Origin of the sequence: Methylobacterium fujisawaense, assembly GCF_014138435.1 — a bacterium.
Classification (GTDB): Bacteria; Pseudomonadota; Alphaproteobacteria; order Rhizobiales; family Beijerinckiaceae; genus Methylobacterium; species Methylobacterium fujisawaense.
Map to the genome: position 1 here is coordinate 160,874 of NZ_JACJIM010000009.1, position 15,178 is coordinate 176,051.

The window sequence follows — 15,178 nt, forward strand, 5'->3', positions numbered from 1 at the left end:
CCCGTGAACGCCTTGCCCGAAACGGTCGACGTGTTGATCGTCGGCGGGGGCTCTGCCGGCTGCGTGATGGCCCACCGGCTCTCCGCCGACCCGCGGCGCCGGGTGCTCCTCGTCGAAGCCGGCATCGATACACCGCCGGGCCGGGTGCCGGCGGAGATCCTCGACAGCTATCCGATGCCGCTGTTCCATGGCGACACCTACATCTGGCCGGGGCTCGACGCGGCGGTCACCCGCGACTCCCGCGGTCGCATGCGGCGGCGGGCCTACGAGCAGGGCCGGGTGATGGGCGGCTCGTCCAGCATCAACGTCCAGGCGGCCAACCGCGGGCTGCCCCGCGATTACGAGGCCTGGGCCGCGCTCGGCGCCGAGGGCTGGGCCTGGGACGACGTGCTGCCGTATTTCCGCAGGCTCGAGACCGACCTCGATTGCGGCGGTCCGCTGCACGGCCATGATGGGCCGCTCCCGATCCGGCGCATCCTGGAGCCCGCATGGCCCCCCTTCGCCCATGCGGTCGCCCGCGCCTTCGATGCGACGGGGCTGCCCCGGCGCGTCGATCAGAACGGCGAGTTCGAGGACGGGATCTTCCCGCCGGCCTTCTCCAACCGGGACGACGCGCGGGTCTCGGCCGCCGCCGCGTATCTGGACGTGGGGACGCGGGCCCGGCCGAACCTCACCATCGCCGCCGGCCTCGAGGTCCGTTCGCTGGTGATGGACGGGCGCCGCGCGACCGGGGCCGTGCTGCGGCGGGGCGACGGATCCGAGCAGCAAGTGAGCGCCGCCTCCGTGGTCCTGTGCGCCGGCGCTCTTCAATCGCCGGTGCTGCTCCTGCGTGCCGGGATCGGCCCGGGCGATGCGCTCTCCGCCTGCGGGATACCCGTCCGGCTGGCCCGTTCGGGCGTCGGCGAGAACCTGCGGGACCATCCCGCTTTGACGATGGCCCAGGTCCTTCCCCGCTCGCTCCGGCTACCCGAGACCTTCCGGCGCGCGAGCTTGCTGGCCCTGCGCTATACGTCCGGCCATCCCGGAGGCGGCGCCTCCGATATGTATCTCACCGCCTCCGCCCGTGCCGGCTGGCACGCCCTCGGCGGACGCCTCGCGCTCTACTTCCTCTGGGTGAACCAGCCGCACTCGGTCGGGCGCCTGCGTCTCGATCCGGCGAACCCATCCGGCCCGCCCGACATCGACCTCGGCCTGCTCTCGGATCGCCGCGATCTCGAACGCCTCGCCTCGGGGATTCGGCTGCTCAGCGACCTCGTGGTCTCGCCCACCCTGAACCCCCGCTCAGACGACCTCTTCCCCGCGAACTATTCGCCGCTGATCCGCCGGTTGAGCGCCGTCTCCCCTCGCAACCGGCGGCTCACCGGCCTCCTCGCCCCCGTGTTCGATGCACCGGCCATGCTGCGCGCCCCGCTGCTGCGCGCCGTCCTAGGCGGCCACGCTTGGGCGACAGTGCTCCAGGACGATGGCGCTCTCGACGACTTTGTCCGGGACAACGTCTTCGGGGTCTGGCATGCGAGCGGTACGTGCCGCATGGGCCGGGCCGACGATCCCGACACGGTGGTCGATCCGGGGGGGCGCGTCATCGGAACCGAGAACCTGTCCGTCGCCGACGCATCGGTGATGCCCCGCCTTCCTAGCGCAAACACGAACGTCCCGACCTTGATGATTGCGGAAAAGATCGCGGAGAGGATGATGGTGGAGATGGGATGATCCCTCTCGACACATTCGGCACCTTTGCGGTGGCCGACCTACGGCTGGAATACCGTTTCGTCGGTCCGCAGCCGGACTTGGCGCCGACGCTGGTGTTGCTTCATGAGGGTCTCGGTTCTGCCACGCAGTGGGGCCCGCTGCCGGAAATTCTGGTCGAGACGACCGGATGCGGTGTCCTGGCCTTCTCGCGGCAGGGTTACGGGGCCTCAAGCCCGGTGCCTCTGCCCCGCCGGGCCGACTTTCTCGAACAGGAAGCTTGCACCATACTTCCCCAGGTCTTCGACCTCGCGGGACTGCGAAGCGGCCTGCTGATCGGCCATTCCGATGGCGCCTCGATCGCGGCCCTCGCGTTGGCGGAGGGCGACACCCGCGTGCGGGGCGGCGTCCTCATCGCGCCCCATTTCTTCGTCGAGGAGGCGACGCTGGCCGGGGCCCGACGGGCCCGGGACGCCTACGACAAGGGCGATCTGAAGGTCCGTCTCGGTCGTCGGCATACCGATGTCGAGGGCGCCTTTCGCGGCTGGAACGACGCTTGGTTGGATCCGGCTCGGCGCGGATGGACAATCGAGACAGCCCTCACGCGATGGACCGTCCCGGCACTCATCATCCAAGGAACGAAGGATGCTTACGGAACCAAGGCCCAGATTGCTGCCGCTCGCAGACTTTGCCCCGCCGGTCTGCTGACTGTTTATGAGATGCCGAATGTTGGGCATCACCCACATCGCGAAGCGTTGGCAGAAACTGCCGACGTCATCGCCCGCTTCGTCACCCATGTCTTGAGCAGAGATTAAGTCTTCCCAAGACAAGGTCTGATTGGCCTTGACACACACACTGTCGCGAGGCCGGGTGCCGGCCCCTGTCCCGTGGGGAGGGGCAGGAGGCGGTGTTAGGTTCGTTGACAGGGTTATTTGGACTCACCTGCCTCCCAGGCCTCACCCAGATCGAGCTTTCCGGATCCGGGCGAGGACCAAGCCCAGCCGTGGTACTGGGCCCGTTCGCCCACGTTGCCGCCCGACAGCTTTCGGCGAATTCACGTCCTCGACGGAATGACCGGATTGGATCGGGTAAGACGCTGTCCGTTTTTCCAGCAAGCCCCCTCCAGAGCGGACCGGCCGCTTTCGGCCAGGTTCGGCCGTTCCCAATCGCTCAACGAGCCGCTGTTGGATCCGAAGCAGCCGTTCGAGCGCCCCTGTCTAGACATCGCGCGGTTCCGAACGGACGGTGGTGTACCGACCAGCGGTGATCGTTCTCGCCGCCACGAACATGGGTCGCGAACGCCAGTTCGAATCCCGATAGGTCCGCCCAACCGAGAGGCCAGTGCAACCGGTTTCACTGGGGCTGCGCATGGGTCGACCCATCGGCCGGGGTTGATCTCTGCTACACCGGACTGCTACACCGTGAGGGCAGGGACCTTCTCTAAGTCATTGATTTGGCGCGCGTTGGCAAGCTCGGACGATTGTCCCGCTCCCTCCGCCACCACAAGCGCCGAAACGCGGTCTCTTCGAGCCTTCTGCGGCTGAGCGCCGACACGGCGGCTGTCGCGCGGTCGCGGACCGTCGAGTTCGGCCCCGACGTGGCGCCCCGGAGATGCGTGGCAGCGCCGATCCGTCCGGCAGGCTTGCACCCCGCACTCCGATCACCCGGCACGACATCCCTGAACGACCCGGCCGGTCGGTGGACCGCGCGGGGCTCGCGGGTCTGGAGACGCGTCGAACCATCGGGCTTGGCCAGCAGCCGCATCGGCGCCCCTCCAACCGCATCAGAGGCCGTCCAGCGCGCAGGATTGCGCATCACGTCCTCGCGCGCATGCCCGGCAGAGACATCGCGGTAACCATTCAGGCGCATTGCCCGCTGCAGCAGCCGCCGGAGCCCTCATGCCCAGCCCCCGATCGACGATGCCCCGCCCGTTGACGGCGACGCCCCGCACCCTGGAGACGACGGTTCTCGCCGATCGGATCAAGGCGCTCACGGCCTGGGATGCCGGCGCGGCGATGGCCCGAACCGCCAAGGCTGCGGATAGCGACCCGCCGGTGATCAGGCTGCCGCTGGCCGCCTAGCATCGACACGGCCCGTCTGCGCGGACCCGCCCGGCTCGCCGCGGCGGGCCTTGTCGTGCGCGCGGCGCCCAGCCGGGAAGGACGCATCATTTTCCAGCGCGGGCCGGATTATCGCCCCGCATCGGACGTCAACACTCCGACATGCCAAGTTTGGAAGCATTCTCAGATCCGCCGTTCGCCCGTCCCGCCGCCCGGGGACGCGCCCCGCGGATGCGCGCGAGCGGGCCACCGATCCGAGGCCTGCCGAGACGTGCCGAGAGCAAACCGCGGAACCGGGCATGACATCCGAAATTGTTTGATGCATCGTTCAATATAATCTGCACGCCTGCGCAGATTTTTTCCCTTGCATCGAAGAATTTTTCTGTCAGAAACGCAAAGCTTATCTGATCAATTCGGGGTCTATACATGCGTATGCTTGCACTCGGCGCCGTCCTCGCCGTCGTCATGCCCCTCGCGGCGCAGGCCCAGGAGGCCGGGGATGCGGCCGCCGGCGAGAAGGCGTTCGCCCCCTGCAAGGCGTGCCACAATTTCCAGAAGAACGGCGTGGGTCCTGACCTGAAGGGTGTCGTCGGCCGCAAGGCGGGCACCTACGAGGGCTACAACTACTCCGCCGCCCTGAAGAATTCCGGCATCACCTGGGACGAGGCCAACCTGCACGAGTGGCTGAAGAACCCGAAGGCGAAGGTCCCGGGCAACAAGATGATCTTCCAGGGCATCACGGACGACAAGAAGATCAACGACGTCATCGCCTATCTGAAGACCCAGTCGTAAGGCCGATCCGCCTTCGGAGCGGCGACACGAGCGATCGGCGCTCTGGATTCACTGATTTCACCCCGTCCGGCCGAGCCGGACGGGGATTTATTCGTCAATCTAAAGTATTGAAGAAATAATCTGCCGGATTTGTCATCACGAGAGCTTCACATCGCGAGCAATGATGGTATTCTAAAACCAGTCGCCCGACGTAACGCACCGGGCGTCCTCAACCTTCAGCCCCGCCGGCACCCGCCGCGCGGGGCTTTTTCGTGGCTCAGCGTCCGCTGCCGGAGGACAAGCTCGACCCGACGCTTCCGGAGAGCTGGCTCGGCGTTCCCAGCTGGGTGCCGTTCGGATTGGTGTCCAGGCTGAGATCGGGCGACACGAGGCCGCCGGGCGCGGGGTTCGTCGACTGGGCCGGCTCGAAGGCCTGCCGGGCGCCGGCGAGCGGAATGATGACCCGGTCCGGTCGGATCGTGGTCTCGCAGAGCCCCTGGCAGATCGGAATCGTGAGGTCCGTCTCCTGGCAGATCGCCTTCATCTCGCCCCGGACGCACGTGCAGCGGCACAGCGCCGAGGCCGGGACGGGCAGGGCCAGCAGGGCGGCGGCGAGCATGATCGTGCGCATGATGATCGACCTCAGGGCCCGCGACAGGGCGATCGGGGCTCATAGCACGTTGCGCCCCGGAGCCCGAACGCGCCGGCACCCCCGGCATCCCGCGTCGCAGCGAAGCCGGGCGAGGCTGACGCGGTCCTGAACCGCCCCGGGGAATCAGGAGACTGGCGCGCCGGCCTCCCGGATGATGCGGACGGGCCGAAAGGCGCGCGCGGACACCTCGGCCTCGACCCAGGCGCGGGCCGCGTCGGCCGCGGGATGATCGGCGAAGGCGGCCGGGCGCGGCGGCCATTCCGATCCGGACTGGACGACGTAGCCGCGCATGCCCGCGGCGCACGGGCCGACATAGCCGAAGACCTTGCCGGTGCCGTCCACGAGGTCGGTGCAGTGGACCGGCCCCTCGGTCCAGCGGAGATCAGGCATCGTCTCGCCTCATGCGCGCCTCGGGCTCGATCGGTCTCTGCCCGTCGGTCAGGTGGTCTTGGTGCGCCGCGACCGGCCGGCGACGCGCCGCGCGGGCCGAAGCGAGTCGACGCGGGCCCGGGCCGCCCCTATACGCGCCCGGCGGCCGGACCGTCATCGGCGCCTTCCGAGCCCGCAGAGGGATCCGGCGTGGCGGACAGCTCGGCAGACAGCGTGGCGATCGTCGGCCTGGGCTATGTCGGGCTCCCGCTCGCCCTGGCGTTCGGCCGGGCGCGGATCACGATCGGCTACGAGCGCGCCGCCGACAAGGTGGCGGCCTACCGGGCCGGACACGACCCGGCGGGAGAGATCGACGCGGCGGCGTTCCGGGCGGCCGGGCACCTCGCGATCACCGACGACCCGGCCGCCCTGAGCGCGGCGGACGTGATCATCGTCACGGTCCCGACCCCGGTGGACGCGGCCCAGAGCCCCGATTTCACCCTGCTGATCCGGGCCTCGGACCTCGTCGGGCGGCACATGCGGCCGGGCGCGACCGTGGTGTTCGAATCCACCGTCTATCCCGGCGCCACCGAAGAGGTCTGCATCCCCGTCCTCGAGCAATCCTCCGGCCTGCGCTGGAAGACGGATTTCTTCGTCGGCTACTCGCCGGAGCGGATCAATCCGGGCGACCGGGAGCACAGCCTCGCCAAGGTGGTGAAGATCGTCGCCGGCGACACGCCCGCGACGCTGGAGCGGCTGAAGGCCCTCTATGGGTCGATCATCGAGGCGGGCCTCCACGCCGCCTCGTCCATCCGGGTGGCCGAGGCCGCCAAGGTCATCGAGAACACCCAGCGCGACCTGAACATCGCGCTCATGAACGAGCTGTCGCTGATCTTCGACAAGCTCGACCTCGACACGCAGGAGGTCCTCGCGGCGGCGGGGACCAAGTGGAACTTCCTGCCGTTCCGCCCCGGGCTGGTCGGCGGCCACTGCATCGGCGTGGACCCGTACTACCTCACCCACAAGGCCGCGATGATCGGCCATCATCCCCACGTGATCCTGGCGGGGCGCCGGATCAACGACAGCATGGCCGCCCACGTGGCGCGCAGCACGGTGAAGCGGATCGTCCGGCGCGGCGGCCATGCCGGCCGGGCGCGGGTCATCGTCCTCGGCCTGACCTTCAAGGAGAACTGCGCGGACCTGCGCAACTCGAAGGTCGCCGACCTCGTGCGGGAGCTGGAGGAATTCGGCTGCGCCGTGTCGGTCCACGATCCCCGCGCCGGATCGGCGGAGGCCCGGGCCGAGTATGGCATCACCCTCGTCGACTGGGCCGACCTGCCCGCCGACGCGGACGCGGCCGTGATCGCGGTCCCGCACCGGGATTATGCCCGGCTCGGGCCGGAGGCGATCGCCGCCCGGGTGAAGCCCGGCGGCCTGATCGTGGACGTGAAGGCGCTGTACGAGCGCGCGGCGTTCGCACGGCTGGGCTACGAGGTCTGGCGGCTGTGACCATTGCCGGGCCGCCGGCAAGCATTGCGATCATCCGGACGACGAGGGGACATGCCATGGACGAGACCGGCCACGATCACCGGCAGCCCGCGCCCGGCGACATGGCGGCGCTCGCGGAGCGCCACGCCCGCTACCCCGACGCGCAGATCCGCGCCCTCCTGAACACCACGCGCACGATCGCGCTGGTCGGGGCCTCGGCGAACCCGGCGCGCCCGAGCTGGATCGTCCTGAAATACCTGCTCGACCGCGGCTACGCGGTGACGCCGGTCAATCCCGGCCTCGCCGGCCAGGACCTGCTCGGGCGCCGGGTGGCGGCCTCCCTGGCCGAGGTCCAGGCCAGCCTGGGCGACCAGCCGATCGACATGGTGGAGATCTTCCGCAATTCCGCCGCCGCCGGGCCGCTGGTCGACGAGGCGCTGGCGCTCAGCCCGCCGCCGAAGGTGATCTGGATGCAGCTCGGCGTGCGCGACGACGCGGCCGCCGCCCGGGCCGAGGCGCGCGGCCTCACGGTGATCATGAACCGCTGCCCCAAGATCGAGTACGGCCGGCTCTCGGGCGAGATCGGCTGGACCGGCGTGAATTCCCGGATCCTCAGCGCCCGGAAACCGGTGCTGGCGGCCAAGGGCGTCCAGAAGCTCACCATCGCGGAGCGGAGCCGGCGGGGCGACTGAATCCGATCCTCATACGGTCCGAGACAGCGCCCCGTGGCCAGCGCCCCATTCGCAGCGCCGCGTCCGATCGTGTTGCAACGGCCTGGAAGGAAGGCGATTCCGTTCGAGACATCCGCGCCATCCTCCCTCTCCCGTTCGGGAGAGGGTCGGGGTGAGGGACACGACGCTTCGCGGTCGAGCGCACCATCACGGCTCGGACAGGCGAGCCTCGTCCGGACGAACCTGATCCCACACCCTGTCCCTCTCCCGCACGGGAGAGGGGACCCGCGCATCGCGTGGAACGGGCTCGGCTATCGCCCCCCGTCTCAGCGCGATCGGGAACGATTCCAGCCTGATCGGGTCAGCCCACCCGACACCCTGATTCCGAGGCGTGAGCGCAGCGAGCCTTGAAGGAGGCCTCCGCCGCTCTCCGGCCCCTCACGATGCGGCGGTGACGGGGAGAGCCGAGCCGGCCCTCCGCGGCCCCGTGCCCGCCATGATGTGGTATTGTGATACCTTAACAGCCAAACCTCTCTGATTGCTCGCATTTTCGCGATTTCCGATTTCGCTGTTGACCCGGCATCCGGGCCCGTCTATGCACTGGCCACCGCCGCCGCGTGTGCCCCACGCGGCGGCTCGTTTTTCGGCACCCCGATGTTCTCGGATCCCGACGCGTCGGGGCCCTGGTCCGTCGGAACCCCTGGGATTTGGCTATGAAGACCACCTCGCTGAAGCCCGCCGAGGTCGACAAGAAGTGGATCGTGATCGACGCGGAGGGCCTCGTCGTCGGCCGCCTCGCGTCGATCGTGGCGATGCGCCTGCGCGGCAAGCACAAGGCCGCCTACACGCCCCACGTCGATTGCGGCGACCATGTCATCGTCGTCAACGCGGACAAGGTGAAGTTCACCGGCCGCAAGTACGTCCAGAAGCGCTACTACTACCACACCGGCTATCCGGGCGGGATCAAGGAGCGCACGGCCAAGTTCATCCTCGAGGGGCGCTTCCCCGAGCGCGTGGTGGAGAAGGCCGTCGAGCGCATGCTGCCCCGCGGCCCGCTCTTCCGTCAGATCCTCGGCAACCTCCGCGTCTACAAGGGCTCCGAGCACCCGCATGAGGCCCAGCAGCCGCAGGCGCTCGACGTCGGCGCCCTCAACCGCAAGAACGTGAGCGCTTGATCATGGCGACCCTGCAGTCCCTCGCCGACCTCAACCGGTCGAACACCGGCGCGGTCGATCCGGCCAACGAAGCGCCCATCCACGTCCAGAAGCTGGACGCCCAGGGCCGGGCCTATGCCACCGGCAAGCGTAAGGACGCGGTCGCCCGCGTCTGGATCAAGCCCGGCAACGGCACGGTCACGGTCAACAAGCGCCCGGTGGAGACCTACTTCGCCCGTCCGGTGCTGCGCATGATCCTGCGCCAGCCGCTGGAGATCGCCGGTCGCGTCGACCAGTACGACATCACCGTCACGGTGGCGGGCGGCGGCCTCTCCGGTCAGGCCGGCGCGGTGCGCCACGGCCTGTCGAAGGCCCTGACCTACTACGAGCCGGAGCTGCGTGCCCCGCTGAAGCGCGAAGGCTTCCTCACCCGCGACGCCCGCGTGGTCGAGCGTAAGAAGTACGGCCGCAAGAAGGCCCGCCGCAGCTTCCAGTTCTCCAAGCGCTGATATCCGGTCACACCGGTGTCACGGAGAGGGCGGTTCCTGCGGGAGCCGCCCTTTCGCGTTTCGGGGCTGCGGCGCGGCCGTTGACAGGCTGTCGCACCGCGCTCACCAGTTTCCCGGCCGCGATGGCCGACTCGGGCGGCACTGCCTTTCGGAGAGAGCGAGACGGACGATGGCTGGCGACGGCGTACAGAAGCCCACCGTGTTCATCGACGGCGAGGCCGGCACCACCGGCCTCGGCATCCGCGAGCGCCTGGAGCGCGACGGGCGGGTCGCCCTGCGCAGCATCGCGCCGGAGCACCGCAAGGATCCGGAAGCCAAGCGGGCGCTGCTCGCCGAGGTCGACCTCGTGGTGCTCTGCCTGCCGGACGAGGCCGCCAAGGAGACCGTGGCGCTCGCCGACAGCCTGCCCGGCGGCGGCCCGCGCGTCCTCGACGCCAGCACGGCCCATCGGGTCGCGGAGGGCTGGACCTACGGCTTCCCCGAGCTGACCCGGGAGCAGGGGGCCGCGGTGGCCCGCGCCCGGCGGGTGGCCAATCCCGGCTGCTACCCGACCGGCGGCGTCGCGCTCCTGCGCCCGCTCGTGGAAGGCGGCCTGATCCCGGCCGATCACCCGATCAGCATCAACGCGGTCAGCGGCTACAGCGGCGGCGGCAAGAGCATGATCGAGGCCTACGCGCAGGGCACGGCGCCGCCGTTCCAGCTCTACGGCCTCGGCTTCGCCCACAAGCACCTGCCGGAGCTGCAGCGCTACAGCGGGCTGACCCGCCGGCCGATCTTCGTGCCGGCCGTGGGCAACTTCCGGCAGGGCATGCTGGTGAGCGTGCCGCTCCATCTCGACGCGCTGCCGGGCCGGCCGGCGGCCGCCGACCTGGAGGCCGCCCTGCGCGACTGGTACGCCGGTCAGCCGCTGGTGCAGGTCGTGCCGGGCGCCGCCACCGGCGCGCACCGCGAGAAGATCGAGCCGGAGGACCTCAACGACACCGACCGGCTGGAGTTGCGGGTGTTCGGCTCGTCCGAGCACGGGCAGGCGGTGCTGGTGGCGCGGCTCGACAATCTCGGCAAGGGCGCCTCCGGGGCGGCCGTGCAGAATCTCGGGCTGATGCTCGGGCTCGCCGGCTAGCCGGCGGCGGCAGACGCATCGCCCCGGCTTTGCGCGCGGAGCGAAGGAATCGAGGGCCGCGCGCCGTTTGGCGGCGTGCCGCGTCCCGTTCGAGTCGCCCCGCGGGCAAGACGTCGAGGACCGTGTCGGGCTCCGCGTGAGCACGACGCGGCAACGAGAGCCTCAGGCCCTCCTCGACAGAGGGGACGCCGCCGGCGAAGAGAGGGCCGTGAGGCAAGGCCCTCGAACCGCTCCCTTCGCACCGCGAGAGGCGATGAACGGCGACCTGATCGATGTGGCGTTCGGCCGGCCCTGGCGCAGCAGGGACGCTGCGGCGGACGAGACCGCCCTGCCGCGCGGCACCCTGGGCTTGCAGGTCGATCTCGGCTTTCGATGTCCGATTCGACGCGTCGAGATCGGATCCGCTTGTGCCGCGCGGCCGAGCCTCGCCCTGTCCGATGACGGACAGGTCTGGCGCACGCCCGACCTCGACGCCTCCCAGAGCGGGGCGGAGGCCGCCACCCTGATCCTCGGAGCCGGGGAGGGCGCCTGGGCGCGCCATGTCCGCGTCACCCTGGACGCGCCCGCCGGAAGCGGCCTGCCTGCGGTACAGGTCCTGTGCGCGCAGGCCGATTTCGACCTCATTGTCCTGCGGCGCGTGCTGGACGTGCCCTTCGACATGGCCGACGAGCGGCCCGGCGCGAACCCTTACGTCTCCTACCGCCTCGTCAGCGCCGAGCGGCCGCGTTCGCGCGCCCTGGTGGGGCTGGCGCTCTACGAATGCGGCGCTTTCGGCAACTGCCTGATCCAGTTGCTGCTCGCCATCGGCATCGCCCGCAACCTGAACCTGAAATACATCAAGCTCCCGGCCGCAGACCGCAGCGAAGTGATCGGGCTGACCGGCCCGCTGACCTGCGGCGGGATCACCTTCATCCCCGGCTCCGCGCCCCTGCCGGACGACGGCGCCTTCCTGTCGGGGATGTATTTCGATCTCGGGATCCAGCAGCTCGCCGGCCCCCTCGGCCCCGCCGAGACCCGGGACATCGTCCGAACCTGCATCCGGCCGCTGTTCAGCCGGCTGCCGCCGACCATCCCCGCCAAGCCCGACGACGCGCTGCTGATCCACATCCGCTCGGGGGACATCTTCAGCACCTGGGTGGCGCCGACCTACCCGCAGCCGCCGCTCGCCTTCTACCAGATGGTCATCCGGCGGCTCCTGTCGGAGGGCCGCATCCGTCGGATCACGATGGTGTTTGAGAACCGGCTCAACCCGGTGATCCCGGTTCTGGAAGCCTGGATCGCGGATCTCGGCGTCCCCCTGACGACGCAGAGCGGCACCCTCGTCGACGACGTCGCCGCGCTGATGAACGGGCGCTACCTCGTCTTCGGGCTCGGCACCTTCGGACCGGGCGTCTGCCAGCTCTCCGAGCATGTCGAGCAGGTCTTCTACTTCGCCTCCGGCTGGCCACAGCACTTCAAGAGCATCCCGACCATCGGGCGCGTCGTCGAGGTGCTGGACGTGGCCGGCGCCTACACGAAGGTGGGCGAATGGGACAACTCCCCCGAGCGGCGGGCCCTGATGCTCGACTACCCGGCCGAGAACCTCGCCTTCGACGACGCCTGATCCCGCCGGGACCGCCTTGCCGAAGCCGGCAAAACCGGTGACAAGCGCCCGGCTCATCCGTCGGAGGACAGATTTGGCCAGCGCTGACCAGCCATCGGAAGCCCTGCGCATCAACGCCTTCGACATGCACCGCGCCGAGGTCTTGATGCTGCAGCGGCGTCGGCTCCGGCCGCGCCATGCCACCCTGGTCAGCTTCGCCGCCAAGTATCACTACGTCGAGAGCCAGCGCCGGCTGGTCGCGGCGGCCGCCACCACGGGCGATTTCGACACGATTGAGAGCTGGTCCCCCGACCGGCTGCGCGAGACGCCGTTCTACCGCGCGCACCGGGGGATCCTCGACCGGTCCCGGGGCGCCGGGAACTGGGCCTGGAAGCCCTACGTCATCGCCGAGGCGCTGGCGCAGCGCCGCGACGGCGACTTCATCGTCTTCAGCGACACCGGCATGCAGGCGGTGGGCGACGATCCGCTGCCGCCGGTGGCGCCGCTGCTCACGTGGCTCGACGGCTCGGAGCGCCGGGTCGCGGTGGGTGTGCTCCACGGACGGCCGCAGCGGGCCTGGACCAAGCGCGACTGCTTCGTGCTGATGGACTGCGACGCGGAGCGCTACTGGGAGGCCGACCAGATCCAGGCCTCCTGGATCGCCTTCATGGTGAGCCCCGCCACCCGCCACCTCGTCGCCGAATGGCTGCGCTACGCGGGCGATCCACGCATCGTCACCGACAGCCCCAACGCGATGGGCCTGCCGGATCTCGATGGCTTCATCGACCACCGCTTCGACCAGAGCATCCTGTCGAACCTGATCTACAAGCTCGACCTGGAGATCCCGCCGCTGCGGCAACCGTCCAAGCAGATCCGGACCCTGATCGAGGAGCTGGAGACGGACACGCTGGTGACGGCGCGTCCCTCGGAGAACATCGCGCTGGGCAAGACCTGGCGGGCGAGCTCCGCCTCTGCCTGGTCGGGGACGACCGGCACCTACGGTGAGCGCACCACCGGCGACCCGTCCTTCTTCTTTCACACCGGGCTCGACCGGAACCCCTGGTTCGTCCTCGATCTCGGCGCGGTCGAGCGGGTCTCGGAGATCCGGATCTACAATCGCTGGGGGCAGCTCAGCGAACGGGCGCAATTCATGCGCGTCTGGCTGGGCGAGACCGAGACCGATTACCGTCTCGTCTTCGATGCCGTGGACGCCCATTGCCATCCGGGCCTGCCCCTCCACCTGCGGTTCGACAATGCCCGGTTCCGCTACCTGAAGATCGATCTCGACGAGGAGCAGTACCTGCACCTCGACGGGGTCGAGATCTTCGCGGCGCGCTGAGACGACAGAGCCATCAGTCCCGCATGAGCGCCCCGGCACAGGACAAACCGCTGTTTCCGTTCGGGCCGATCCTGTTCTTCGGCGATTCGGTGACGGCGGACCTGACGGCCGAGACGCCGCCGCTCTTCTCCGGCCCTCAGACGGTCGCGCGGGGGATCGGCGGGCAGTCGACCCGGGACATGGTGCGGCGGCTTCGCTCCGACATCGCGCTTTACGGCGCGCGGGGCCTCCACCTCATCGGCGGCCGCGACGATATCCTGAACCGCGATCGGGTGCCGTCGCTGGACCGCATCGTGGCCGATATCGCGGCCATGCTGCAGGACGCACGCGACCTCTACGTGCGGACCTGGGTCGGCTCGATCCCGCCGGTGGATCCGGACGCGCCGGGAGCGGCCGGATTGCCGGTCTCGCTCATCGGGGACGTCAACGCGTGGCTGCGCGACCACGTGGGGACCTACGGGGCGCAGTTCATCGACTACGACGCCGTCCTGGCCACCGAGACGGGCGCGCTGAGGCCTGGATTCAGCGACGACGGACTCCGGCTCAACGCCGCCGGCTATGCGGCGCTCCGGGACGCGATGATGGCGGCCCTGACGGCCCCGGGTGTCGAGCAGATCTGGGCCCCGCCGGAGAGCGAGGACGCCGTACGCCGGCGCAAGTTCCTGCACCATTTCGGCTATCTCGATTCGAACACGCGCTATCCGAGCCCGTTCATCCAGTTTGCCGGCAAACCGGGTGCCAGCCATTACGGCGTGCCGTTCGACGCCGACGGCTTCCTCAACGCCGCCCCCATCGTGGAGCGCAAGCCGCAAGGCGAGACCCGGATCCTGGTCGTCGGCGATTCGACCACCATCGACGGCGGCGACATCGCCAACACCCTTCCCGGCCGCCTCGAACGGATCCTGCGGGCGGAGGGGCTCGACAGCGCGAAGGTCTACAATTTCGGGGTCATGTCGAGCTGCCTCACGCAGATGACGCACCTGATCTGGTCGCGTCTCGTGACCTACGCTCCCGACGCGATCCTCGTGCTCAGCGGCAGCACCGACCTGTTCCAGCCCTGGACCTACGATCCCCGGCCGGGCCATCCCTACAACGCCTTCATCACCCAGCGGCTCTACGACCATTTCTTCGACACGCACGATCCCCGGGCCCGCGAGGACGGCCTGTCCTACGAGGCGCTGATCACGCTGATCTACGAGGAGCTGAAGCGGCTGCGCGCCGAGGTGGGCTGGCAGAGCCCCGGCTGGGAGGATGCCATCATCCACCATTACGCGCTCGCAGCCCACCGGCTGACCAAGCTGTCGCACGACCACCAGGTGCCGATCGTCAGCGTCCTGCAGCCGACGATCCTGCGCAAGCGGCACCTCACCGAAGCGGAGCGCGGCGTCGCCTCGGGGGCGTTCCTGGCCTATCTCGACCGGCAATACGCCAAGCTGGAGGCCTTCACCGCGCAGCTCGCCGCGCGGCGCCCTTACCGGCGCACCTTCACGGCCCTCGACCTCAGCGGGATTTTTCGCGACCGGGAAGAGGGGACCTTCTACGACATCGTCCACTACGACGATCCCGCCCGCGAGATCGTCGCGACGCGGCTGGCGGTCGAAGTGCGGCGGCTGCTCGCGCAACCCCGCTCCCCCATGGCGCGGGTCCGCCGCTTCCTGACGGGCGGCCGCAGGCGATAGGGCCGCCGCGGCTCCGTCTCAGCCGGCGCTCAGCCGTTGCGCGGATGACGGAGAGCCCGGTTCCCGGAGCCGGCAAACGAGGCCCCGCCCCCGTCGCG

14 protein-coding genes are annotated in these 15,178 nt (G+C 69.6%); 12 read left to right on the forward strand and 2 right to left on the reverse strand.

Annotated features, from left to right (window positions below; translation table 11 throughout):
* Nucleotides 1–3 precede the first annotated feature (3 nt).
* From GGQ91_RS24860 to GGQ91_RS24875, 4 genes are all read left to right on the forward strand, one after another.
* A complete protein-coding gene (locus GGQ91_RS24860) occupies nucleotides 4–1,710 on the forward strand; it encodes a GMC family oxidoreductase N-terminal domain-containing protein (RefSeq protein ID WP_182593072.1) in 1,707 nt (568 codons plus the stop codon).
* The gene (locus GGQ91_RS24865) at nucleotides 1,707–2,501 is read left to right on the forward strand and encodes an alpha/beta fold hydrolase (RefSeq protein ID WP_179698146.1); all 795 of its coding nucleotides are present in this window, start codon (nucleotides 1,707–1,709) and stop codon (nucleotides 2,499–2,501) included. Before GGQ91_RS24860 ends, GGQ91_RS24865 begins: the two co-directional genes overlap by 4 nt.
* Before the next feature lie 1,104 nt (nucleotides 2,502–3,605).
* Nucleotides 3,606–3,767, forward strand: a complete 162-nt coding sequence (locus GGQ91_RS24870; protein WP_236952879.1) for a hypothetical protein — start codon at nucleotides 3,606–3,608, stop codon at nucleotides 3,765–3,767.
* 405 nt (nucleotides 3,768–4,172) lie between these two features.
* Nucleotides 4,173–4,538 (forward strand): c-type cytochrome, encoded by a 366-nt coding sequence (locus GGQ91_RS24875; RefSeq protein ID WP_043357149.1) that lies wholly within the window; start codon nucleotides 4,173–4,175, stop codon nucleotides 4,536–4,538.
* A gap of 256 nt (nucleotides 4,539–4,794) precedes the next feature.
* Here GGQ91_RS24875 and GGQ91_RS24880 read toward each other — a convergent pair whose 3' ends face one another.
* Nucleotides 4,795–5,148, reverse strand: a complete 354-nt coding sequence (locus GGQ91_RS24880) for a hypothetical protein (protein ID WP_236952880.1) — start codon at nucleotides 5,146–5,148, stop codon at nucleotides 4,795–4,797.
* Between the two features lie 144 nt (nucleotides 5,149–5,292).
* A complete protein-coding gene (locus GGQ91_RS24885) occupies nucleotides 5,293–5,559 on the reverse strand; it encodes a hypothetical protein (RefSeq protein WP_182593073.1) in 267 nt (88 codons plus the stop codon).
* A 189-nt stretch (nucleotides 5,560–5,748) separates the two neighbouring features.
* On the opposite strand from GGQ91_RS24885, the gene GGQ91_RS24890 reads away from it, so the two are divergent.
* The 8 genes from GGQ91_RS24890 (at nucleotide 5,749) to GGQ91_RS24925 (ending at nucleotide 15,080) form a co-directional block, all read left to right on the forward strand.
* Nucleotides 5,749–7,047 carry a nucleotide sugar dehydrogenase gene (locus GGQ91_RS24890; RefSeq protein ID WP_052083562.1) on the forward strand — a complete coding sequence of 433 codons (1,299 nt, stop codon included), beginning with the start codon at nucleotides 5,749–5,751 and terminating at the stop codon, nucleotides 7,045–7,047.
* Between the two features lie 56 nt (nucleotides 7,048–7,103).
* Nucleotides 7,104–7,718, forward strand: a complete 615-nt coding sequence (locus GGQ91_RS24895) for a CoA-binding protein (protein ID WP_051976370.1) — start codon at nucleotides 7,104–7,106, stop codon at nucleotides 7,716–7,718.
* 692 nt (nucleotides 7,719–8,410) lie between these two features.
* Nucleotides 8,411–8,872 carry a 50S ribosomal protein L13 gene (gene rplM / locus GGQ91_RS24900; protein ID WP_043356851.1) on the forward strand — a complete coding sequence of 154 codons (462 nt, stop codon included), beginning with the start codon at nucleotides 8,411–8,413 and terminating at the stop codon, nucleotides 8,870–8,872.
* Nucleotides 8,873–8,874: 2 nt separating this feature from the next.
* Nucleotides 8,875–9,360 (forward strand): 30S ribosomal protein S9, encoded by a 486-nt coding sequence (rpsI, locus tag GGQ91_RS24905; RefSeq protein ID WP_043356850.1) that lies wholly within the window; start codon nucleotides 8,875–8,877, stop codon nucleotides 9,358–9,360.
* 169 nt (nucleotides 9,361–9,529) lie between these two features.
* The gene (gene argC, locus GGQ91_RS24910) at nucleotides 9,530–10,480 is read left to right on the forward strand and encodes an N-acetyl-gamma-glutamyl-phosphate reductase (protein ID WP_043389512.1); all 951 of its coding nucleotides are present in this window, start codon (nucleotides 9,530–9,532) and stop codon (nucleotides 10,478–10,480) included.
* A 253-nt stretch (nucleotides 10,481–10,733) separates the two neighbouring features.
* On the forward strand, nucleotides 10,734–12,083 hold the full coding sequence (locus GGQ91_RS24915) for a coagulation factor 5 8 type domain-containing protein (RefSeq protein WP_182593074.1): 1,350 nt from the start codon (nucleotides 10,734–10,736) through the stop codon (nucleotides 12,081–12,083).
* 73 nt (nucleotides 12,084–12,156) lie between these two features.
* Nucleotides 12,157–13,401 carry a discoidin/SUN/FTP domain-containing protein gene (locus GGQ91_RS24920; RefSeq protein ID WP_182593075.1) on the forward strand — a complete coding sequence of 415 codons (1,245 nt, stop codon included), beginning with the start codon at nucleotides 12,157–12,159 and terminating at the stop codon, nucleotides 13,399–13,401.
* 23 nt (nucleotides 13,402–13,424) lie between these two features.
* Nucleotides 13,425–15,080 (forward strand): SGNH/GDSL hydrolase family protein, encoded by a 1,656-nt coding sequence (locus GGQ91_RS24925; protein ID WP_182593076.1) that lies wholly within the window; start codon nucleotides 13,425–13,427, stop codon nucleotides 15,078–15,080.
* Nucleotides 15,081–15,178 lie beyond the last annotated feature (98 nt).

Excerpts from the sequence above, each read along its gene's own strand:
- GGQ91_RS24865 (WP_179698146.1), top strand. The coding sequence starts at position 1,707 with ATGATCCCTCTCGACACATTCGGCACCTTTGCGGTGGCCGACCTACGG.
- rpsI (WP_043356850.1), top strand. The coding sequence starts at position 8,875 with ATGGCGACCCTGCAGTCCCTCGCCGACCTCAACCGGTCGAACACCGGC.
- GGQ91_RS24925 (WP_182593076.1), top strand. The coding sequence starts at position 13,425 with ATGAGCGCCCCGGCACAGGACAAACCGCTGTTTCCGTTCGGGCCGATC.
- GGQ91_RS24895 (WP_051976370.1), top strand. The coding sequence starts at position 7,104 with ATGGACGAGACCGGCCACGATCACCGGCAGCCCGCGCCCGGCGACATG.
- GGQ91_RS24915 (WP_182593074.1), top strand. The coding sequence starts at position 10,734 with ATGAACGGCGACCTGATCGATGTGGCGTTCGGCCGGCCCTGGCGCAGC.
- GGQ91_RS24870 (WP_236952879.1), top strand. The coding sequence starts at position 3,606 with ATGCCCCGCCCGTTGACGGCGACGCCCCGCACCCTGGAGACGACGGTT.
- GGQ91_RS24885 (WP_182593073.1), bottom strand. The coding sequence starts at position 5,559 with ATGCCTGATCTCCGCTGGACCGAGGGGCCGGTCCACTGCACCGACCTC.
- GGQ91_RS24880 (WP_236952880.1), bottom strand. The coding sequence starts at position 5,148 with ATGCGCACGATCATGCTCGCCGCCGCCCTGCTGGCCCTGCCCGTCCCG.
- GGQ91_RS24875 (WP_043357149.1), top strand. The coding sequence starts at position 4,173 with ATGCGTATGCTTGCACTCGGCGCCGTCCTCGCCGTCGTCATGCCCCTC.
- argC (WP_043389512.1), top strand. The coding sequence starts at position 9,530 with ATGGCTGGCGACGGCGTACAGAAGCCCACCGTGTTCATCGACGGCGAG.
- rplM (WP_043356851.1), top strand. The coding sequence starts at position 8,411 with ATGAAGACCACCTCGCTGAAGCCCGCCGAGGTCGACAAGAAGTGGATC.